General features: G+C 63.8%; 21 protein-coding genes and 2 pseudogenes. 15 read left to right on the top strand and 8 right to left on the bottom strand.

The genetic code is table 11. The features are described from left to right. Positions 1-44: 44 nt before the first annotated feature. On the bottom strand, positions 45-647 hold the full coding sequence (locus DIE29_RS07765) for a putative metalloprotease CJM1_0395 family protein (RefSeq protein WP_102041625.1): 603 nt from the start codon (positions 645-647) through the stop codon (positions 45-47). Between the two features lie 8 nt (positions 648-655). Continuing rightward, on the bottom strand, positions 656-1,324 hold the full coding sequence (locus tag DIE29_RS07760; RefSeq protein WP_102041626.1) for a dienelactone hydrolase family protein: 669 nt from the start codon (positions 1,322-1,324) through the stop codon (positions 656-658). A gap of 268 nt (positions 1,325-1,592) precedes the next feature. On the opposite strand from DIE29_RS07760, the gene DIE29_RS07755 reads away from it, so the two are divergent. Continuing rightward, a complete protein-coding gene (locus tag DIE29_RS07755) occupies positions 1,593-2,102 on the top strand; it encodes a hypothetical protein (RefSeq protein WP_114649614.1) in 510 nt (169 codons plus the stop codon). Between the two features lie 141 nt (positions 2,103-2,243). After that, on the top strand, positions 2,244-2,387 hold the full coding sequence (locus tag DIE29_RS14590; RefSeq protein ID WP_162860613.1) for a hypothetical protein: 144 nt from the start codon (positions 2,244-2,246) through the stop codon (positions 2,385-2,387). A gap of 240 nt (positions 2,388-2,627) precedes the next feature. Here DIE29_RS14590 and DIE29_RS07750 read toward each other — a convergent pair whose 3' ends face one another. Beyond that, positions 2,628-3,902 carry an MgtC/SapB family protein gene (locus DIE29_RS07750; RefSeq protein WP_114649613.1) on the bottom strand — a complete coding sequence of 425 codons (1,275 nt, stop codon included), beginning with the start codon at positions 3,900-3,902 and terminating at the stop codon, positions 2,628-2,630. Positions 3,903-4,026: 124 nt separating this feature from the next. Between DIE29_RS07750 and ispD the strand changes: the two genes are divergently transcribed. The 3 genes from ispD (at position 4,027) to DIE29_RS07735 (ending at position 5,954) form a co-directional block, all read left to right on the top strand. Further along, the gene (ispD, locus tag DIE29_RS07745) at positions 4,027-4,728 is read left to right on the top strand and encodes a 2-C-methyl-D-erythritol 4-phosphate cytidylyltransferase (protein ID WP_102041630.1); all 702 of its coding nucleotides are present in this window, start codon (positions 4,027-4,029) and stop codon (positions 4,726-4,728) included. A 15-nt stretch (positions 4,729-4,743) separates the two neighbouring features. Continuing rightward, entirely contained in the window at positions 4,744-5,235 is a 492-nt protein-coding gene (ispF, locus tag DIE29_RS07740) for a 2-C-methyl-D-erythritol 2,4-cyclodiphosphate synthase (RefSeq protein WP_102041631.1), read from the top strand. Between the two features lie 167 nt (positions 5,236-5,402). Next, positions 5,403-5,954, top strand: a complete 552-nt coding sequence (locus DIE29_RS07735) for an Lcl C-terminal domain-containing protein (protein ID WP_237269418.1) — start codon at positions 5,403-5,405, stop codon at positions 5,952-5,954. 92 nt (positions 5,955-6,046) lie between these two features. Here DIE29_RS07735 and DIE29_RS07730 read toward each other — a convergent pair. Then, a pseudogene (locus DIE29_RS07730) lies at positions 6,047-6,361 on the bottom strand (host attachment protein); the annotation flags it as partial. Positions 6,362-6,447: 86 nt separating this feature from the next. Here DIE29_RS07730 and tnpA point away from each other — a divergent pair. The 4 genes from tnpA (at position 6,448) to DIE29_RS07710 (ending at position 9,322) form a co-directional block, all read left to right on the top strand. Beyond that, positions 6,448-6,843 (top strand): IS66 family insertion sequence element accessory protein TnpA, encoded by a 396-nt coding sequence (gene tnpA, locus DIE29_RS07725; RefSeq protein ID WP_043743039.1) that lies wholly within the window; start codon positions 6,448-6,450, stop codon positions 6,841-6,843. Then, entirely contained in the window at positions 6,840-7,187 is a 348-nt protein-coding gene (gene tnpB, locus DIE29_RS07720) for an IS66 family insertion sequence element accessory protein TnpB (RefSeq protein ID WP_043743036.1), read from the top strand. The genes tnpA and tnpB overlap by 4 nt, the downstream gene beginning before the upstream one ends. Positions 7,188-7,259: 72 nt before the next feature. After that, positions 7,260-8,813, top strand: a complete 1,554-nt coding sequence (gene tnpC, locus DIE29_RS07715) for an IS66 family transposase (protein ID WP_114649551.1) — start codon at positions 7,260-7,262, stop codon at positions 8,811-8,813. Next, a complete protein-coding gene (locus tag DIE29_RS07710) occupies positions 8,813-9,322 on the top strand; it encodes a hypothetical protein (protein WP_043743033.1) in 510 nt (169 codons plus the stop codon). Before tnpC ends, DIE29_RS07710 begins: the two co-directional genes overlap by 1 nt. Positions 9,323-9,364: 42 nt before the next feature. On the opposite strand, the pseudogene DIE29_RS07705 reads toward DIE29_RS07710, so the two are convergent. The 3 genes and pseudogenes from DIE29_RS07705 to DIE29_RS07695 form a co-directional block, all read right to left on the bottom strand. Beyond that, positions 9,365-9,499 (bottom strand): annotated as a pseudogene (locus DIE29_RS07705) (host attachment protein); the annotation flags it as partial. A gap of 285 nt (positions 9,500-9,784) precedes the next feature. Continuing rightward, on the bottom strand, positions 9,785-10,561 hold the full coding sequence (locus DIE29_RS07700) for a M90 family metallopeptidase (RefSeq protein ID WP_102041634.1): 777 nt from the start codon (positions 10,559-10,561) through the stop codon (positions 9,785-9,787). After that, the gene (locus DIE29_RS07695) at positions 10,561-11,454 is read right to left on the bottom strand and encodes a DMT family transporter (protein ID WP_114650283.1); all 894 of its coding nucleotides are present in this window, start codon (positions 11,452-11,454) and stop codon (positions 10,561-10,563) included. Before DIE29_RS07695 ends, DIE29_RS07700 begins: the two co-directional genes overlap by 1 nt. A 109-nt stretch (positions 11,455-11,563) precedes the next feature. Here DIE29_RS07695 and DIE29_RS07690 point away from each other — a divergent pair, with 109 nt between their 5' ends. Continuing rightward, a complete protein-coding gene (locus DIE29_RS07690; protein ID WP_102041635.1) occupies positions 11,564-13,765 on the top strand; it encodes a RelA/SpoT family protein in 2,202 nt (733 codons plus the stop codon). Positions 13,766-13,806: 41 nt separating this feature from the next. Here the strand turns inward: DIE29_RS07690 and ppk1 are convergent, their stop codons facing one another. Then, a complete protein-coding gene (gene ppk1 / locus DIE29_RS07685; protein WP_102041636.1) occupies positions 13,807-15,888 on the bottom strand; it encodes a polyphosphate kinase 1 in 2,082 nt (693 codons plus the stop codon). Positions 15,889-16,057: 169 nt separating this feature from the next. Here ppk1 and ppx point away from each other — a divergent pair, with 169 nt between their 5' ends. From ppx to DIE29_RS07660, 5 genes are read left to right on the top strand one after another with little or no spacing between them, the layout of a single operon-like run. After that, positions 16,058-17,557 carry an exopolyphosphatase gene (ppx, locus tag DIE29_RS07680; protein WP_114649611.1) on the top strand — a complete coding sequence of 500 codons (1,500 nt, stop codon included), beginning with the start codon at positions 16,058-16,060 and terminating at the stop codon, positions 17,555-17,557. 1 nt (position 17,558) lies between these two features. Beyond that, the gene (locus DIE29_RS07675) at positions 17,559-18,671 is read left to right on the top strand and encodes an MlaE family ABC transporter permease (RefSeq protein WP_114650282.1); all 1,113 of its coding nucleotides are present in this window, start codon (positions 17,559-17,561) and stop codon (positions 18,669-18,671) included. After that, positions 18,668-19,447, top strand: coding sequence for an ABC transporter ATP-binding protein (locus DIE29_RS07670; protein WP_114649610.1), 780 nt, complete (start codon positions 18,668-18,670; stop codon positions 19,445-19,447). Before DIE29_RS07675 ends, DIE29_RS07670 begins: the two co-directional genes overlap by 4 nt. Before the next feature lies 1 nt (position 19,448). Further along, positions 19,449-20,402 carry an MlaD family protein gene (locus DIE29_RS07665; RefSeq protein WP_114649609.1) on the top strand — a complete coding sequence of 318 codons (954 nt, stop codon included), beginning with the start codon at positions 19,449-19,451 and terminating at the stop codon, positions 20,400-20,402. 8 nt (positions 20,403-20,410) lie between these two features. Further along, complete coding sequence (locus DIE29_RS07660) at positions 20,411-21,040, top strand: ABC-type transport auxiliary lipoprotein family protein (protein WP_162860612.1); 630 nt, start codon at positions 20,411-20,413, stop codon at positions 21,038-21,040. Positions 21,041-21,063: the final 23 nt, after the last annotated feature.

The following is a 21,063-nucleotide window of genomic DNA, read 5'->3' as shown; positions in this document are numbered from 1 at the left end:
GGGCGCGTGAAGGGGCGCAATTATAGGCGAAGGCCCGCCGCGGACTAGGCGAACAGATCGATGAGGCGCCCGATTGTCTGGGGTCTCAGCGCAGCGGGCGCAAAGCGCGCGGCCTGATTGGCCTTGTCGGTGGCTGCAGTGAGCGGCGCGCTGCCCGATACCTCCGTCGTTTGCTCCTGCCGGCGTTCGGCAGCCAACGCTTGTCGTGCCTCGGCGGCCATGCGGGCGGCTTCGGCGGCGACGGCATAGTCCTGCGGCGAAGGATCGGCGGGGGCCAGGGCGGCCGCCCGCACTTGTTCGGCGCGTCGCAACGTCTCTTCCGGGGTGCGGCCGGGGGAGGTGTCGATGCGCACGTCGCCAGCCACTGCGTAGCGCTGCCCGTCCGGTCCGGTGACATAGGTGAAGTTTGCGCCCCGGGTGATCAGCCCGGCACCTGCGGCTACATGGGCCAGCTCATGGGCACGAACTTCGCGGTCGCGCCTTTGCAGTTCGGCCACCTTCTGGCGCGCTTGTGGACTGAGCCCGCCCGTGGCCGACCCGGACTCAGAGTTGGCCGGGTCGGCGCGAACACCGCGCTCATCCGCCCCGACACGCGCGGCCGACGGGAAGTAGTCATAGCGGTTGGCAAAGGTGAGCGGGGCAATCATCGGTAGCGTCAGTGCGCGCTGGCGATCGCTTCCGCATCCGCTGCCGGCGCTCTGGGATGGCGCAACAGCCAGTCGACCGCCAGACGGGCTGTGCCGGCAGCGTCGAGATGGTCATCGGTTGCGGCAACCGGCTGCCAACTGCGCTGGCAGACCAAGTGTGCATAGGCTTGGCGCAAGATCGGTAAGTCCGGATCTTGTTCATCCACCGCGAAAAGAGTCGGTGTGACCAGCGAAGTCAGCGGTTTGGTGCCAGCCAGGTCCGCACGGCCGCCCAGGCAGACCAGCGCGCTGTAATGCTCAGGGTGGCGTGCCGCGGCGCGAATCGCTGCGGCACATGCGGTGCCTGAAGCCAACAGGCCCACCTGTAAGGTGCCGAGCATGGGCTGATGCGCAATCCAGTCGCGCACGCCGTCGATGCGAAGCGCAAGCTGCGGCACATTGAAGCAGGCGTCGGGGTCGCGGGCTTGCTCTTGGGCGGTCAGTAAATCTACCGTGAGCGTGCCGAAACCGGCCGCGTGCAGCGTCTGGGTCAATGTATTTTCACGCGCTGCGCCCGGCGGCGTGGCCCAAGGTTGGACGATCAATGCCAGTGCATGCACATTGGGCGCGTGGCATAGCAGGGCATCGAGCCATGCCTGGGCGCTGGGAATACTGATCGACGAGTGACGCAGTTTCATGCGGCGATCCGGGGCGGGGTGGTAGAACGATTGCTAAGATGGCGTCAGGCAACACGCTTCAAATGAACGCTGCGCGTCGGATTTCGGTATTTATTCTAGTCAACGTTCAACCTAGCACAGTATCGAGCAGGCAGTCGGTAGCCAGCACAAAATACCGACGGTGGTTTGACTTGTATCGATCTGGCTCTTCCTGTAGATAGCTCAGCTTTTGTCGAATCGCGGGCGATGGGGTGTCATGCGATCGCGCGCCGTGGTGTTTTGAGGACTTATGACGTATTCCGATGCCTTGCTGGAAAAGCAGACGCTGCGTGCCTACCTGATCACCGGACTTGGGCTGGGGTTGTTGTTTGCGTTGAGTGTGCCATTGGATGAGACGGCGCGAATCTGGTTGCTCAAAGAAGGCGGGTTCATCGAGACGCTCAGCGCGGTGCTCTACCTGGTCTGTGCTGCGTGTATGCTCAGCTGGGCGCAACGTGCTCGCGCCTGGCCTTATGTGGTGCTGATGGTGCTGTTTGCGATGCGCGAAGCGGATTTCGATAAACGGTTCACCGAAGTGGGAGTACTCAAAAGCAAGTTTCTGTTTTCGCCTCTGGTGCCGTTGCATCAGAAGCTCATCGGCGGCGCGGTACTCGCGCTGGCGCTGTATGTGTTGGTCACCATCGTTCGGCGCGATGGCCTGAGCTTTGTACGCGCATTGCACGCACGATCGGTCGAGGCCTGGGGCTGGGCGATGGCGATTCTCCTGGTGTTGGCGAGCAAGGCGTTAGCAGGCCGTTGAAAAACGTAGCGAGGATGGCCAGATGCAAGGCGCACGGAGCGCAGCGACCGAGACATATCAAATAGATAGGCGAGGAAGCGAGCACCGCGCAACGCCGCAGATGGCCCACCGCAGTAGTTTTTCAACGGCCTGTTAGATGGCGTGGGTCGCAAACTGGCCGATGTGGGCATCGTCCTGGATCCGGTCATCGACCTACACGCGGGCGCGCTCGAGGAAGTGCTGGAATTGGGTATCGGCATTTTCATTCTTCTGGCTTGCCGCCTGAAGTTCAGACGGACAGGATGAATCCCGACAGATCCAATCCTGGCGGGTGTGGTTCGGGACGCATCGAATAGCTCACGCGAGCCGATCGAGCGCCAAGCCGGCCGTACGCAGCAGCCTTGCCAACATTCTCTGGATCTGGGCGCTGAGCGTTCGCGTTTAGGCTGGGTAGAACAGGCCGGCAACTGCAGGGGGGCTGACCGAAGCGTTGGCCATGAGCGGGTCCTGTGGGGCAACTTGGACAGCCGATCTTGGATCGGCCGATTATAGGCCCGGTGCCCAGAGCGCACGCCAGGCCATGCCGCCGATCAGCCCGATCGCCACCGCGCCCATGCCGCCTAGGACCTTTGCGCCCAGCGCTCGGCCGCCGATGGCCACCGCCAGACCGGTCTTGAAGGCCAGGTTGGCCAGCATGCCCAGTCCGATGACAATGACCGTGGGCGACAAGGCCAGCTTGTCCAGCGCGAACAGCCTCAAACTGGTCAGTGCGATGGCATCGATGTCGGTCAGGCCGGTGACCACGGCCAGCACATAAAGCCCGCGATTGCCGGCGATCTCGGTCAGCCATGCGGCAATGAACAGCACCACTGCATAAAGCGCACCAAAGCCCAGTGCGGTACGCAACTCGGTGGGGTTGGATGTTGCCGGCAGCAGCACTTGGCCGCGCTCATCGAGTCGTCGCCAGTTCCACGCCAGGGCAAGTACGCCCAGCACCAAGGCCGGAACGATGATCCCCAGCAAATGCGTCACCACGCCCGGCGCGACCACCGAGGCAATGATGCCCACACGTACCACCATCACCAGGTTGGCCAGCACGATCACCAGTGCCGCCATCGATGCCATCGCGGGTGCGGAGCGCGCTTGGCGTGCATACACCATGGTGGTGGCGGTGCTCGACGCCAAGCCGCCAAAGACGCCGACAAAGGCTGCGCCGTAACGGGCGCCTGCCAATTGCAGGGCGGCATAGCCGGCCAGGCTGACGCCAGAGATCAGCACCACCATCCACCAAACCTGATAAGGATTGAGCGCTTCGAAGGGGCCGAACTCCTCATTTGGCAGAATGGGCAGAATGACCAGCGACAGAACGCCGAACTGCAGAATGGAAATCCAGTCTTTGGGCCCCAAGCGAGTGGCGATCCCGCGCAGTTGCGCCTTGAAGTAGAGCAGCACGGTAGTGCCCACGGCCAGCATCACCGCAATCTGCGCATAGCCGTACCACACCGCGGCGCCCAAACAGAAGCACACCAGCAAGGCTGCTACCGAAGTGGTACCGGGGTCGGTGGGGTCGGGGTGACGCAAGTAGGCGGCAACGATCATGGTGCCCACCAGCGCCAGCCCGACCACCAGCGGTGCAATGCTTTGCAGATGCTGACCCAGCAAACCGGTCAGCGCCCCGAACAGGCCCACCAGCCCAAAGGTGCGCAAACCGGCACGCGCCGAGGCTACCCGTTCACGCTCCAGGCCGATCAACAGGCCAATGCCAATGGCGATCAAAAAGGCCTCACCCTGGGCAGAATCGAAAGGAACGGAAAACGGCATGAGGTGTGCAGGATGGCGGGTGTTCGAAGACCGGTCAGATTTTGGCAACTCTAATTCAAGCGGCTTGGGCCGTCGAGGCCGTGCTTTGCCGCGGCGGCGCCATTCCGGGCTAGAATCGCGCGCCATGCAGACTTTTCGTCCCCGTCATTTCGCCATCGTGCCTGCCGCTGGCAGCGGCAGCCGCATGGGGGCGGACACGCCCAAGCAGTATCTGCCCTTGCTGGGTCGCCCGCTGATCCATCATGCGCTGGCGGTACTGTGCGCTGCCACGCAGATCGACAAGGTGTTCGTCGTGCTGTCGGTAGACGACAAGCATTGGGCGCGCCATGACTGGTCTGCATTCGGTCCCAAGCTGGTGCCGCTGTTCTGCGGCGGTGCGAGCCGTGCAGACAGCGTGCTGGGCGGCTTGCGGGCAATCGCCGGCGAAGCGGAACAGTCGGACTGGGTGCTGGTGCACGATGCCGCGCGTCCTTGCCTTGCGCCCTGGCACATCGACAAACTGGTGCGCGAACTGGCACATGATGAGGTCGGCGGACTGCTTGCGGTACCTGTGGCCGACACGCTCAAGCAGGCCGACGGCCAGCGCCGGGTGCAGCGTACCGTGCCGCGCGACAGCCTGTGGCAGGCGCAGACACCGCAGATGTTCCGCTACGTGATGCTGCGTCGCGCGCTGGAGTCGACCCATGGGGTGACCGATGAGGCCAGCGCAATCGAAGCCGCGGGTCTGCATCCGCGGCTGATCCAAGGCGACCCCACCAACCTCAAGGTCACCTATCCGCTGGATCTGCATCTGGCCGAGTGGATTCTGCAAAACCGTGACAATTAAAGAGTGCTTACCCCGATGAACTTCGCCTTCCGTATCGGTCAGGGTTTCGACGTGCATGCCTTGGTACCCGGGCGGCCGCTGATCGTCGGCGGCGTGACCCTTCCTTTCGAGCACGGGCTATTGGGCCATTCCGACGCCGACGTGCTGCTGCATGCGCTGACCGACGCTCTGCTGGGCGCCGCGGGGCTGGGCGACATCGGCCGCTTGTTCCCCGACACCGATCGCGCATATGCCGGGGCCGACAGCCGTGTGCTGCTGCGCGCGGCGTGGGCGCAGGTAGAAGCGGCGGGCTGGCAAGTGGCCAACATCGACGCCACGGTGATCTGCCGCGCACCAAAAATCCTGCCGCACGTGCCGGCGATGGTCGCCAACATCGCCGCGGATCTGGGTTGCGCGCCAGCGGCGATCAATATCAAGGGCAAGACCACCGAGAAGCTGGGCTTTACCGGCCGCGGCGAAGGCATTGCCGCGCAGGTAGTGGCCTTGTTGGCGGCTCGCGCGGGATGACGAGCCCGATCGGCGCTTTGGCGCACGCAGCCAAAGCCGCCAAAATGGCGGCGGGGCGAACCAAAACTGGTGGATTTTCTATGAGCCTTTGCAGAAATTTGGGGCTTTTTCCGATTGCCTCACTAACGCTTGTAGCTTGCGGACCGCAAGGGACTGACCCCGCTCAAGTGGCCGCCTCCGCCTCGGTCGAGCCGCCGACCGCTGCGCCGTCCGAGCGCGAACTTGCCGCAATCGCCCGTTTTGAACCGCAAGGCGACGGCACCTTGGTGCGCGACCAAGCCACCGCTCTGACCTGGATGCGCTGCAGTGTCGGCCAGCATTGGACGGGACAGACCTGCGCAGGCGAAGCCGAGCGCCATGACTGGGAGGCTGCGCTGAGGCTGGCCGAAACGTTCGAATTTGCGGGATACAGCGATTGGCGGCTGCCGACCCGCGACGAGCTGCTGACCATTACCTGGTGTTCTTCCGGCCAGCGTTTTGCCACCGATGCCGAGGGGGCGGGCGGCGCCTGTGCAGGCCGCTTTCGCCAGCCGGCCATCTTGTCGGCGGTATTCCCGGCCACGCCAGCGGCAAAATTCTGGAGTGCGACACCCGGCAACATGAACTTCACCGCTTGGGGGGTGGCTTTCAGCACCGCGGTCACCGGTGCGGGCAATCGGCGCGACCGCGAACATGTGCGCCTGGTGCGCGGCGCTCCGTATCGGCCGGACGGAAAATGAAAAGCGGGGCGCCCAGCGCCCCGCGGCTCTTTCAGGGCCGTCGCTGCGGCGGCCCCATCGTCTCCTGAAGGGAGACGTTTGAAAAAACGGTTTTACAGATAGATGCAGCCGGCCAAACGTTGGGCCAATACCGGTTCCGGCGTCTTGGTGTAATCCTTTTCAAAGCGGTCGGAAACCAGTTGCGCGGTGGGTCCGTCCAGCACGGCATTGAGCATGCCCATGAAGGCGGGCGGCGCGATCAGAATGGCACGCCGGAACGCATTGGTGGAGCGCCCCTTGTAGAGCTCCTGGGCAATTTCCTGAGCGAAGACTTTTGCCTCATGTTGTTTCGGAAGGGTTTGGGGCTGTTTGGCGCCACCGCCCGATCCATTGACTGCCATGCTGCCGGGTCGGTCGGTAACCAGTTCGTAACCGTCCGAGCAACCCCGTAGTTCCCGGTCAGCGCTGAATCGCCGATCGTTGCGGCTCCCGAATTCACTTCAGGAGAGCGACGATGATGGAGCAGGACAGACTGATGGCGCTGGAAGAACCACCGGCTCAGGACCGTGGCGAAGCGGGCGTTCAGCGGCGCGTGCATCGCGACGATGCATTCTGGCGCTCGCATGAGCAGCAGCGGCGCCGGCAAGGCTTGAGCATTCCGCAGTATTGCCAGGCCACCGGCCTGGCGCTGTCGACGTTCCGGCACCGCATCAACCGCCTGGCCGCTGTCGAGGCAGGGTCGGCAGTGGGCGAAGCCGGCGGCCGGTTCATCGCGCTCGTGCAGCCAGCCTCCTCGGGGCAGGTCGATGCGATGCAGATCGAAGTCGTGCTGCCCGAATCGATGACGCTGCGCCTGCACGGGGCGGCTGCGCGGCAGGTGCTCGATCGCGTGCTGGCGCGGCTGCCGTGATCCTGTCCTCGGCGATCCGCGCCCACGTCTATAGCGAAGCGGTGGACATGAGGAAGTCGATCGATGGGCTCGCGCAGATCGTGTCGCGCTGCATGGGCATGAACCCGCTCTCGGGTCAGGTGTTCGTGTTCATCGGTCGGCGCCGCGACAAGGCCAAGCTGCTGGTGTGGGACCGCCATGGGTTCTGGGTGCTGTACAAGCGCCTGGAGCGCGGGCGTTTCACCGACCCCGCGCGGCTGTCGGCTGAGGGCCTGGCGATGAGCGAGTTGCTGGCCTGGCTCGATGGTATCGATCTGTCGCGGACACGCCGCCTGGCGCCGGTGGCGGCCAGCGTCGTGGGGTAAGTCGCGGCCGCGTGGGCAATCGGTGATTCACCGCATTCACCCGAGGTGCCGGTGCTGGCATGCTCATGGCCCATGAACCTGCCTGCCCCGATCGATCGCGCCAGCCTGCCCACGGAGGTTGCTCCGCTGCAGGATCTGGTGCTCGAGCTGGGGCAGCAGATGCAGGCGATGCGTGCGCAGTTCGACGCCCAGCTCGATACCCTGCGTCACCAGTTGGTCGAGCTGCGGCGGCGCCTGTTCGGGCCGCGCAGCGAGGTGATCCACCTCGGGCAGGCAGAACTGTGGTCCGACCCAGTACAGTTCCCTGTGCCGGCCGAGGAGCGGCGCGAGGTCGGCGCTCACACCCGGCGCAAGGGCGGGCGGCCGGCGATCAGCCCGGATCTGCCGCGCCGGCGCGTCGAGCACGACCTCTCCGATGCCGAGAAGGCCGGCTACGCCTCGCTCGAGCGCATCGGCGAGGAGGTCTCGGAGTTGCTCGAGTACATCCCCGCCCGGCTCGAAGTGATCCAGAACGTGCGCCTGAAGTACCGCTGCGAGAGCGCCGACGGCCGCAGTACCGTGCGCACTGCTACGGCCCAGGGCTCGCCGCTGCTCAGGAGCAACGCCGGCGCCGGGCTGCTCGCCCACGTGATGGTGTCGAAATACCTCGATCACTGCCCGCTGGCGCGACAGTCGCGGATCTTTGCGCGCCAAGGCGTTGCCCTGTCACGTCAGACGCTGTGCGACTGGGTGCTCGATGCGACCGAGTTGCTCGCCGTGTTGATGCCGGCCCTGCAGCGCCACGTACTCTCGAGCCCGGTGATCTTCACCGACGACACCACGCTGGCCCTTCAGGCCCCCGGCAAGACGATCACCGCCCGGATGTGGGTCTATCTGGCCGGCGGGCAACAGAAGGACGATGAGGGTCAGTGGCACAAGGTGGCTCCGGCCGCCCTCTACGACTTCACGGCCGATCGATCCGGGACGCATCCGCGCCGGATCCTGGGCGCGTGGCGCGGCTACCTGCAGGCCGACGACTACAGCGGCTACCACGCCAGCTTCCGCGAGGGCGTCACCCATGTGGCGTGCTGGGCGCATGTGCGGCGCAAGTTCTTCGATGTGATCAAGGCCGCCCCCAAGGGGGCGCCGCCCGGGCTGGCCGATGACGCGTTGCGCTTCATCGGGCTGATCTACCGCATCGAGCGTCGCCTGGCCGAGGCCGACCCGGACGTACGCCTGCGCGTGCGCCAAGGGCGCACCCGGCGGGTGCTGACCGCGTTCCACCGTTGGCTCGCCCATCACCAGCCGACGCTGCTGCCGCGCTCGCCGCTGGGACGTGCGTTTGCCTACGCGCTGTCGAACTGGACAGCGCTCACCGTGTTTGCCGACAGTGGCCTGCTCGCGCCGGACAACAATACCGCCGAGCGGGCGATGCGGCCGGTGGCGATCTCGAGGAAGAACTGGCTGTTTGCCGGAAGTCCACGTGGCGGACGGGCCGCCGCCGTGGCACTCTCGCTGATCGAGACGGCGCGGTTGAACGGCATTGAGCCCTACGCCTACCTGAAGGATGTGCTCACGCGCCTGCCCGGCCACCGCATGGACCGGCTCGACGAACTGCTGCCGATGAACTGGAAGCCCGCGCCCTGATGGATCCCGCCACCCTCGAAGCCCTCAACCGCGCAAGCTCGCTCGAACTGTTCCACCTGTCGCGCGTGATCGAGCGTCTGATGTCGGATCCGTCGCGGATCGTGCAGATCCGGCTGCATCTGAACCTGGGGAAACGGGTGCGTTTCGTGGACGGGAAAGCCCCGGGTGCCGCACTGCAACTGCGAAGCGGCACCGTGGTGGCGATGAAGGACACTCAAGTCACGGTGCAGGACGACGCCACCCGTGCGACCTGGACGCTGCCCTATGCAGCGATCGAACTCCCTGCCGACAGCCGCGCCGCGCCTCAGGTGCCAACCGCCAAGCCCGCCCAACGTCCCACCCGCGAGGACTTCCGCGTCGGCGATCGCGTCAGCTTCGAGGATCGCCATCTGCAGACGCGCATCGGCACCATCGTGCGCATCAATCAGAAGACGGCCAGCGTCGACTGCGAGAACGAGCCCGGCTGGCGCGTGTCGTTCGGACTGCTCAGGCACGTCGTCGACCTCTGAAGCCCTCGGCACCGCCGGGGAACGGGGTCGCTCGGACGGTTACACCAGTTCGGCGTTTTTCTGCCTGCTTTGCGGATGGATCAGTTCCTTGACCAGCTTGAGCCCCTTTTTGGGGCCGAGGTTTTCATACAGTCTGCACAAGCTGGCATTGGCAACCAGAATCCAGGTAATGGTCATGGGACATCCTCCAAGTGTTGGCTGATCCGCGTCGGTGTCGCCGCTGCGCCACGCGCCCGGCAGATGGGTGTGCGCGAGGGTGACGGTTCCAGCTTAGACAGCCAATCGGAGGGCTGCAAAGCGGCGATTGTTTCATTGGGTGAAATGTTTTTGCAAAACGGCCGACATCGATCAGCAATGTTTTGCAGGTGTCGCCCGATGAACCCCGCCTCGGCCCTGCCGTGCGGGCTCGAATACGCTCAGCTCGGACACCGGCGGGGGCGGCTGCGCTGCTGCGCGCCTGCTTCAGCGCAAAGATTGATCGGCTTTTTTGACGTTTGCCGGATCCAGACCAAAATAGCTGGCAAGCTGGTCATAGACCGCAGGAAAAGCGTCCCGTAGCCCATTTGGATCGAGGAAAAAACTTTCGACGGCCACGGCGAAAAATTCGCCCGGATGCTCGGCGGCGTAGGGGTCGAGCACCGTGTCTTGGCCTTTTTCCACCTGCTCGCAAAAGTGCTCGAAGGCCACGCTAAAGGCTTCGCGCCAGGCGGTGCGCGACATCTGCGGCGGCAGCGGGGGAAAACCGTCCGCGGCGCCGTTAGCCATGTCCAGCTTGTGGGCGAATTCATGGATGACCACGTTGACGCCGTGCGGGGCCTGAGCTTCGTCAAACCATGACAGCAACACCGGACCGCCCTCCCAGGCTTCGCCTAGCACCGGGTCGTCGTACTCGTGCATCACGCCGTCTTCGTCCATCACTTGGCGCGCAATGACGAACTCGCCCGGATAAACCACAATGCCCACCCAACCGCGATAAGCCTGCAAGCCGATGTTGAGCACCGGCAGGCAGGCTTGCAGGGCAATTTCCAGCATGATCCGGTCGGTCACCGCAAAACCGTGCGCGCCGTAGAACTGTTTTTTGCGCACAAACTCGATCGCCATGCTGCGCAGACGCTGACGCTCGGCGATGGACAGAAAGTTCAGGAAGGGCAGACGGCGCTCCACCTCTTGCCACAGCGGCTCGGCCACGGTGGGTGGATTGCCCGGTTGGACGAACAGACGGCGCAGCCAACCCAGCATCAGCGCGACCGTTTTTGCATGGTGAGAAAAATGCCGGCAAACACCAGACCGATGCCCACAAAGTGGTAACCGTGCGGCCGTTCGCCAAGGAACAAGGCCGCCAGCAGGGTGCCGAATACCGGCATCAAATGGATGAACAGGGCCCCGCGCGCCGGCCCCACTGCAGCCACACCGGCGTTGTAGAACACATAACCGAGAAAGCCCGGAAAGATGCCGGTGTATAAAATCCCCAGCAGTGAACCGGCATGCAGATCGATGCTGCGCCCGCCGGCCAGTTCCCAGGCGTAAAACGGCGCGAGCGCCGCCAGTCCGATGACGGTGAAGGCAAACAGCATCACCATCGGGTCCAGCCCCTGCGGACGCCACTGCAGACCCACGGTGTAAAGCCCCCAGACCAGTACCGCACCCAGCATCCACAGGTCGCCGGTATTCAGGCTCAAAGCGAGTAGAGTGGCGGGCTCGCCGTGGCTGACGATGCTTGTCACTCCGACGAGCGAAACCGCCACGCCCAGTGCCTCGCTGCGGGTCAGCCGTTTGCCGAGCAGCACGAAGGCCAGCGCAATGGTGGCAATCGGGATGAAGGAATTGAGCAAGGTGGCGTTGGTGGCCGTGGTGTATTGCAATGCGATGTAGGCAAAGGTGTTGTAGCAGCCCACACCGAGCACCCCCAGTGCCAGCATTGGCCGCCAGTGAGCGCGCAGGATCGGCCACTGATTGCGCAACTTGGGCAGCGCAAAGGGCAGCACCAGCGCCAGCGCAATGGTCCAGCGCCAAAACGCCAGCGCGAGCGGCGGCACCGCTTCGCGCAGACCGCGGCCGATGACCATGTTGCCGGACCAAAACAGTGCGGTGAGCGTGAGCAGCAGATAGGGGTTGGCGAAGAGGCGTTTCATCGAAGCGTTCGGGTTGTTGTTGTGGTGAGCGCCGATGATGGCACATTGCACCGCGCGATAGGTGCGCATTGTGCGCCTGCGGTTTGATGGTTATGGGATAATCCGCGCCATGGTTTCCGTCACACATGCCCTGCCCAAGGACGACGCCCTGCTGCCTGTCGACACACTGGCCGAGGGCCTGAGCGACAACGAACGCGCCTTGCTTGAAAAAGCGGTCGCCCTGGCACGGGATCTCTACCAAGATCGTTTATTGGGTACCGGGGAGCCGGTCTGGCAGCACGCCTTGGGCATGTCGTTGATTTGCGCTTCCTTGCGACTGGATGCGGATACCCGTATCGCCGCGCTGCTGTTTGCCGCCTGCGATGCGCTCGGCCAGGACATTGACCGTCTGAAAGACGATTTTGGCCAATTCGTGGCGCAGTTGGTCGATGGTTTGCGCAAGCTCAACGGTCTGCGCCTCATCACCCGTATGACCGCCACCGCCAGCGCGCCAGAGGTGCGCACCCAGGCCGAAGTGCTGCGCAAGATGTTGCTGGCCATGGTGCAGGACATCCGCGTGGTGCTGTTGCGGCTGGCCTCACGCACACAGACCCTGCGTTACTACGCCGCCCATCCCGACGACGCCCGTTTGGACGTGGCGCGGGAAAGTCTGGACATTTACGCGCCGCTGGCCAACCGGCTGGGGGTATGGCAACTCAAATGGGAACTGGAGGACCTTTCCTTCCGCTTCCTCGAGCCCGACACCTACAAGCGCATCGCCAAGATGCTCGATGAGCGCCGGGTCGAGCGCGAGAGCTTCATCGACAAGGCCATTGAACGGTTGCGCAGCGAGATTGCCGCGGTGGGCATCCGCGCCGAAGTCTATGGCCGACCCAAGCACATCTACAGCATCTATAACAAGATGCGCAAAAAAAACCTCGATTTTTCCGAGGTCTATGACATCCGCGCGCTGCGCGTACTGGTCGACGAGGTGCGCGATTGCTACACCGTGCTGGGTATCGTGCACCAAATCTGGCAGCCGATCAGCAAGGAGTACGACGACTATATCTCCAAGCCCAAGGGCAACAACTATCAGTCGCTGCATACCGCGGTGCTGGCGGGCGATGGCCGCGCCCTGGAAGTGCAGATTCGCACCCATGAAATGCATCGCCATGCCGAACTCGGCGTGGCGGCGCACTGGCGCTACAAAGAAGGCAGCCGGCATGGCGGCGACTATGACGAAAAAATCGCCCTGCTCAGAAGCCTGCTATCGTGGCGCGACGAAGTGGCCGATTCCGCTGACTGGCTGGAACGCTTCAAACGCGCCGCCCTGGACGACACCCTTTATGTGCTGACCCCGCAGGGCAGGGTGGTGGACCTGCCGCGCGGTGCCACGCCGGTGGATTTCGCCTACCGGGTGCATACCGATCTGGGTCACCGCTGCCGCGGAGCCAAGGTGGACGGCCACCTGGTGCCGCTCAACACTGCGCTGGAAAGCGGCCAGACGGTGGAGATCACCGCGGCCAAAGAAGGCGGCCCGTCGCGGGACTGGTTGGACCCGCGTCAGGGTTATGTGACCACGAGCCGTGCGCGCAACAAGATCAAGCAGTATTTCAGCCAGCTCGAAGAAGAAGAGCTGCTCGCTCGCGGGCGCAGTTTCGTCACCCGCGAGATGCAGCGCGACGGCCACGCCCAGGCCAATATCGAGGAGCTTGCCGGCAAACTCGGCTTCAAAAACGCCGAGGCCATGTTCGTGGCGGCTGGCCGCGGAGAAATCGGTCCGCGTGCGGTGCAGGTGGCACTGCGCGAAGCGGACACCGGCGCCGAGGCGGCGGTCGAGCCGGAAATCGTGGTCGGACGCAGCCGCTCGGGCGACTCCAGCGACAAAGTGTTGATCGTCGGAGTGGGCAAGCTGCTCACCTCGCTGTCGCGTTGCTGCAAACCGGCGCCGCCGGATGCCATCGAAGGCTTTGTGACCCGCGGCCGCGGCATTTCCATCCACCGTGTGGATTGCCGCGATTTCCAGCAACTTGCCAGCCGGCATCCGGAGCGCGTCATTCCCGCCGAGTGGGGCGAGCAGGCGTATAACAGCCGCCAGGCGGTGTTTCCGGTCGATCTCGCGATCCAGGCCATCGATCGTCAAGGCTTGTTACGCGACATCTCCGAGGTGTTGTCGCGGGAGAAGCTCAATGTCACCGCGGTCAATACGCTGACCAAAAAGGGGACGGCCTATATGCGCTTTACCATGGAAGTGGGCAGTGTCACGCAATTGCAGCGCGCGATCTCGCTGATCCGCGAGGTAGCAGGCGTGATCGACGCGCAGCGCCGTTAGCCGGTCTTTGGTAAGCCGCTGCGGGCTGTCTTCCGGCTGTTTCAGCTTGCACTGGCCAGCTCGCTCAACAAGATGCTTTGCGCCGCGCGCCGCACACCGCGCGGATGCTTGCGCCGATAGCTGCCGTCCGGCTGCATTTCCCAGGCTTGGCTGTTGTCCAATAGATAGGCGCGCAGCCCCTCTTTCATGACCCGGCGTTTGAGCCGCGGATCGAGCACCGGAAAGGCGATTTCGATGCGGCGGAAGAAATTGCGGTCCATCCAGTCGGCGCTGGATAGATAAATGCGGTCCCTGCCATCGGCATGAAAATAGAAAATGCGGTGGTGCTCCAGGAAACGGCCAATCACTGAGCGTACCCGGATGTTGTCCGACAAGCCCGGCACCCGTGGCTTGAGCGCGCAGGGGCCGCGCACGATCAGATCGATTTCCACGCCGGCTTGTGAAGCGGCGTACAACGCCTCGATCACTTCCGGTTCCAACAGTGCGTTCATTTTGGCGATGATGCGGCCTTTGCGGCCGGCGCGCGCAATATCGGCCTCGGCGTCGATCGCTGCCACCACATTCGGTTGCAAGGCAAAAGGCGCCTGCCACAGGTGCTTGAGCGCGCTGGCCTTGCCCAGGCCGGTGAGTTGCTTGAACACTTCGGCGACATCCTCCCCCATTGCCTCATTGCAGGTCAGCAGGCCGAAGTCGGTGTAAAAGCGGGTGGTGCGTGGATGGTAGTTGCCAGTGCCCAGATGCACATAACGGCGCAGTCCCTGTTCTTCGCGGCGCACCAGCATCAGCAGCTTGGCGTGCGTCTTGTAGCCGAACACGCCATAGACCACATGCACGCCGACTTCCTCCAGACGGTTGGCCCAGCTGATGTTGGCTTCCTCATCGAAGCGCGCCATCAGCTCCAGCACCACGGTGACTTCCTTGCCTTTTTGCGCGGCGCGGGCAAGGTGCTCCATGAGCACCGAATCGGTGCCGGTGCGGTAGACCGTCATTTTGATCGCTACCACCTGGGGGTCGTCGGCAGCCGCGCGCAACAGATCGATGACCGGGTTGAAGCTTTGGAAAGGATGGTGCAACAGGATGTCGCCGTTGCGGATGGCGGCAAAAATGTCTCGCCGCTTTTCCAACGCCTTGGGCAAACCCGGCAAGAAAGGCGGGTATTTCAGTTCCGGGCGGTCCACCCAGTCGGGCACCTGCATCAGACGCACCAGGTTGACGATGCCGGGCGTGCGATACAAGTCGCCGCGCCCCAACCGAAAGTGCTGGAGCAAGAAGTCGGCCATCTCATCCGAGCAGTTGTCCGCCACCTCCAGGCGTACCGCATCGCCGAAATGACGCTGCTGCAACTCACCCTTGAGCGAAGCACGCAGATCCTTGACCTCTTCTTCGTCGACGAACAGATCGGAGTTGCGGGTGACCCGGAACTGGTAGCAACCCAGCACCTCCATTCCGGAAAACAGCTCCGCCACATGGGCATGGAGCACCGAGGACAGGAAGATGAAGGTGTATTCCTCACTGCAGATTTCACGCGGCAAGCGGATCACACGGGGCAGTGCGCGCGGCGCTTGTACGATGGCAGCGCCCGAGTCACGGCCGAAGGCGTCTCGGCCTTTGAGCTCGATGGCAAAGTTCAGACTCTTGTTGAGCACACGCGGGAAAGGATGGGCCGGGTCCAGGCCGATGGGGGTGAGAACCGGCATGACCTCACGGTGGAAATAGTCGCGGACCCATTCACGCTGGGCATCGGACCATAAGCTGCGACGCAGGAAAACCACGCCTTCTGTTTCGAGCGCCGGCAGGATGTCGTTGTTGAGCAGCTCGTACTGCTCGGCGATGATGCTATGCACTTCCTGGCTGACCCGCTCCAGCAGCTCGCCGGGCGACAGGCCGTCGTTGCCGGCGGCCCGGCTGCCCAGACGGATTTGTTCCTTGATGCCGGAGACGCGGATTTCGAAGAATTCGTCCAGATTGCTCGACACGATGCACAAAAAACGCAAGCGTTCGAGCAGCGGCACCTCACGGTCTGCCGCCTGGGCGAGCACACGGCGCTGGAACTGCAACAGGGAGAGTTCGCGGTTGAAAAAGTGTTCGGTGGGATAGCGTTTTTTGTTCGACGGGGCGTACATGTCTCGTCCGATGGCGACTTGAAACCAGCATGATGTGACAATGGTGTTGCAAAAGGATGACGCAAGCAAGCACCTGCTGCGTCGCATTCCGGCGCGCGAACGGTGTGCCGGGCCGCTGGGGTAGAATGCTGCGGATTTCGATTGCCGCGGGCAATGTCGGACCTGGAAAATGATGCAAGAACTGATCGCTGCGATCGACCTCGGCTCAAATAGCTTCCGACTACAGGTCGGACGGATCGTCAATGACCAGATTTACCCGCTGGATGGCCTGAAAGAATCGGTTCGACTGGCGGCTGGATTGGGGCCGGATAAAATGCTCGACCAAGCCGCGCAGTTACGCGGCATCGACGCCTTGCGCCGTTTCAATGAGCGTTTGAGCGGTTTTCCCAGCGACTCGGTGCGCGCGGTGGCCACCAACACCTTGCGGGTCGCCAAAAACGCGCCGTCTTTTCTGCGTCAGGCCGAACAAGCCCTGGGGTTTCCGATCGAGGTCATTGCCGGACGGGAAGAGGCTCGGCTCATTTACGTGGGCGTGGCCCACAGCCTGCCGGATCCCCACAAACGTCAACTGGTGGTGGATATCGGCGGTGGCTCCACCGAGTTCATCATCGGCAAGAGCTTCGAGCCGCAGCTCTTGGAGTCGCTGTATATGGGCTGCGTAAGTTACAGCCTGAATTTTTTTCCGGATGGCCGTGTCGACAAGCGCAATCTGAAAGACGCCGAACTGGCCGCACGCCGAGAGTTGCAGGCTATCGCCCACCCTTATCGCGAAGTCGGCTGGGAGCGGGCGGTGGGCTCCAGCGGTTCGGCCAAGGCGCTGGTCGATATACTGGAGCAAAACGGTTTTTCAGATAGCGGCATTACCCGCGAGGGCTTGGAGCGCCTGCGCGCCGCGCTGCTGCGCGCTGGCAGCGTGGACAGATTGGAGCTGGCCGGCCTGCGTGCCGACCGTCGCCCGGTGCTGCTGGGCGGCTTTTCCATCATGAGCGCGGTGTTCAAAGAATTCGATCTGCAGCGAATGGTGTTTTCCGAGGGCGCTTTGCGCCTGGGTGTGCTCTATGACCTGCTTGGCCGTTATCACCACCATGATTTGCGCGACGCCACCGTGGCGTCCTTCATGGCCCGTTACGGGGTGGATCGCCGCCATGCCGACGAGGTGGCCGACACTGCCTTGTATCTGCTCGGGCAATTGGACGCCGAGCGCGCTCAGCCCGACCATCCGGACGCACGGTTTTTGCGCTGGGCCGCGATGCTTCATGAAATCGGCATTTCGGTGGCGCATTCCAGTTATCACAAACACAGCGCCTATATTCTGGACAATGCGGACATGCCGGGGTTTTCGCGCATGGACCAGGGGCGTCTGGCGCGCATCGTGTTGGCCCACCGCGGCAAGTTGGAGCGGGTTGCAGCGCTCGATCCGGCCAGCCCAGATTGGCTGCTGATCGCCTGTCTGCGGCTGGCCGTCGTCATACACCGGGCGCGGGATGGGCGTGGCATTCCACCGCTGCGGGTGAGCCGGGATGGCCGCAACCTTGAAGTGGTGGCCAATCAATCCTGGCTCAAGCGTTTGCCGCTGACCGCGGCCGCGCTGGAAGAAGAACAGCGGCAATGGCAGTCGGTGGGCCGCGGACTGATCCTGCGTGCTGCCTCAGGGCCGCTGGCCGCCTGAAATGCGTGCGCCACCGAGTTTGACGGTCGACACCGCCGCAGCCGTGGCCGAGCTGCGCGGCGACTGGACCCTGCGTGCGCTCACCCCCGGCATCGCCGAGCTGCGTCGGCGACTGAGCGCGGTACCGCCTGCCGTGACCTGGCGTTTGGACGGTATTGAACGCCTGGATAGCTTTGGCGCAACACTGCTTTGGCACGCTTGGGGCCGATGCCTGCCCGAACGGGTGGATCTTGCCCCTGCGCACCGCAGCCTGATCGAAGCGCTTGCCGACGCGGCAGGCAAGCCACTGCCGCAAACGCCGCGCTTCGGCCCGACCGATGCAGTGGTCAAACTCGGCGCTGCAGTGCTCGCCCTTTTTGCGCACTTGGCCGATTTCGTCCGCCTGCTCGGACAATTGATGCTCGATCTGGCAACGCTGCTGCGTCATCCCGGTCAATGGCCGGTGCTGGAAATCTCCGCCAACCTGCACAAAGTGGGTGTCAAAGCCATGCCGGTGACCGCCCTGGTCGGTTTTCTGATCGGCGTGGTGTTGTCCTATCTGTCGGCGCTGCAGCTGCAGGCTTTTGGCGCGGATATTTTCATCGTCAATATCCTGGGGCTGGGCATCATCCGCGAGCTTGGCCCGGTGCTGGTGTCGGTGCTGGTGGCGGGGCGTTCCGGCTCGGCCATGACCGCCCAGTTGGGCGTGATGCGGGTTACCGAGGAGATCGATGCGCTCGCAGCCATGGGTATCTCCCGCACCATTCGCCTGGTGCTGCCCAAGGTGGTGGCACTGACCCTGGCGATGCCGCTATTGGTGCTGTGGACATCCGCTGTGGCTTTGCTGGGCGGCATGGTGTCGGCCTGGGTACAACTGGACCTGTCCTTTGGGTTTTTTCTTGAAACCCTGCCTCGGGTGGTGCCAATTGCCAATCTGTACATCGGGCTCGCCAAAGGGGTGGTATTCGGCCTGCTGATTGCGCTGGTGGCCTGCCATTTCGGTCTGCGCGTAGCACCCAATACCGAGAGTCTGTCGGCCAACACCACCGCCTCGGTGGTTTCGGCAATCACCTTGGTCATTTTGGCCGACGCGGTGTTTGCCATCGCCACCCGTTCAGTGGGGGTGCCGCTATGAATGCCGCAGCGCTGATCGAGCTTCGCGGCGTGGTCACCCGCTTTGGTGACCACCTTGTGCATGACGGCGTGGATTTGACGATTGCACCGGGCGAGGTCGTCGCCCTGGTCGGTGGTTCGGGCAGCGGCAAAACTACCTTGCTGCGTCATATCATCGGGCTCACTCGGCCGCAGGCCGGCGAAGTCAGGTTGTTCGGTGAACGGTTGGGCACCGGCACGGCCGCGCAGATGCGCGCCCTGCAGCGGCGCTTTGGCGTACTGTTTCAGCACGGCGCGCTGTTTTCCGCCTTCAATGTGGCCGAAAACATCGCGTTCCCGCTGCGCGAATCCGGCGTGGCGAGCGAAGCCGAGATTCGCGACCTGGTCGCGCTCAAGTTGGCAATGGTGGAACTGGAACCGGCCCATGCGCTGCTGATGCCATCCGAGCTGTCCGGTGGCATGGTCAAACGGGTGGCTTTGGCGCGGGCGCTGGCGCTGGAGCCTGAACTGTTGTTGCTCGACGAGCCGACGGCCGGCCTGGACCCTGACCGCAGCGCAGCCTTCGTTGCACTGATTCGCACGTTACAACAACGTTTGGGGCTGACCGTGGTGCTGGTTACCCACGATGTGGATACGCTGGCGGCGCTGGCAACTCGGGTGGCGGTGCTGGGCGAGCGGCGCATCTTGAGCTATGGCACGTTGGCCGAGACCCTGAAGGTCGAGCATCCCTTCGTCCGGCGGTTCTTTTGGGGCGAACACGGGCGCCGGGCGCTGGCCCGCGTCAACGGAGGTCAATGACATGGAAAACCGCGCTCACGCACTCGCGGCCGGCCTATTCACGCTGGTGTTGGGGGCTGCGCTGGCTGCCGCTTTATGGTGGTTCTCCGATGCACGCGAGGCGACCCGCGACTACCTACTGGTGTCGAGCGGCAATGTCACCGGGCTCAACATACAGGCCCAGGTGCGTTATCGGGGTATCGCCGCAGGCAAGGTGACCGATATCCGGGTCGATCCGGCCGATCAACGGCACATTCTGGTGACCATCCGTATTCGGGAAGAGCTGCCGGTCACTCGTGGCACCCGCGCCAGCCTGGGCTACCAGGGCGTGACCGGTCTGGCTTATGTGCAGCTCGAAGACAATGGCGACGACCCTCGTCCGCTACAGGCCGAGGACGGCAGCTTGCCCCGCATCGTTTTACGGGCGGGCTTGATCGATCAAGTGACCGACGCCGCGCTGCGAGCGGTCGACCGCTTCAGCATGGTGGCCGAGCACGCTGCGGCCTTTTTCCACCCCGAGAACATCGAACGCTTCAACCGAACCCTGAGCCACCTGGAGTCGGCAGCAGGGGGCGTGGATCGCACCTTCCAGGTCGCACCGGAAGCTTTTGCCGCGGTGCGCGACACTTTCAGTGCGCAAGACATGCGCCGTTTGTCGGCCTTGCTCGACAATCTGGAACACGCCAGCGCCGAAGCCGGACCGGCAATCGTCGAACTGCGCGGCCTGATGGCGCGTGTGTCGGGAATGGCCGAACGGCTGGATCGGGCGGCGGTGGCTGCCACCGACGGCGTGTTGGACGACACCCTGCCGCAGCTCAACGCCTTGCTTGCCGAGCTGGTCGGCACCTCGCGGCGCCTGGGGCGCTTGATCGACGAACTGGAAGCTGCGCCGCAAATGTTGGTCGTCGGGCGCGGCGCCCGCCAACCCGGCCCGGGGGAGTCTGGTTTTGAGGTACCAGCCGCCCGACAGCAATGAGGATGAGGATGTTCCAAACGTTCCTGCGTAATCTCGCTCCTGCCTTATTATCTGTGCTGCTGGCCGGTTGCGCCGCCCTGGGGGCGCCACCAGCCGCTCAGACCGTATTCGATCTGGGCATGCCTGAAGCGGTTACGCTGGAGGCCGGCAAGCGACCCGTTGCGGTCGAATTACGTGCGCCAAGCTGGCTGGCCACCAGTGCAATGCAATACCGGCTGCTCTACGCCGAGCCCCAGCGCCGGCTGGCCTATGCTGAGAGCCGCTGGGTGGCGCCGCCAGCCGAGATGCTTGCGCTGGCGCTGGATCGCACATTGCTCGCGCCGGACAGCGCCGGCAGCGGTTGCCGGCTACGGGTACATCTGGACGAATGGATACAGGTGTTCCATGACCCGGCCCGTAGCGATGTGCGGATCGCCCTGCGCGCCAGCCTGTTGCCCGCCCGTGGCGAAACGCCTGTGACCGGACGGAATTTTGCCGTCGAGGCGGCTACGCCCACAGCCGATGCGGCCGGCGGTGCGACAGCTGCGCAGCATGCGGTACAACGGCTGGCCAATGAATTGGCCGCCTGGCTGATGACGCTTGACCCGTCCGATGGGCAGCGCTTGAATGACGGATTCGGGTGTCGGCCAAGAAATTGACCGCACCGCAGGTTTTCAACCAG

Source organism: Pseudothauera hydrothermalis (assembly GCF_003345255.1).
GTDB classification, from domain to species: domain Bacteria; phylum Pseudomonadota; class Gammaproteobacteria; order Burkholderiales; family Rhodocyclaceae; genus Pseudothauera; species Pseudothauera hydrothermalis.
The sequence above is the reverse complement of the archived record's forward strand: the minus strand, read 5'-3'. Positions and strand labels throughout refer to the sequence as shown.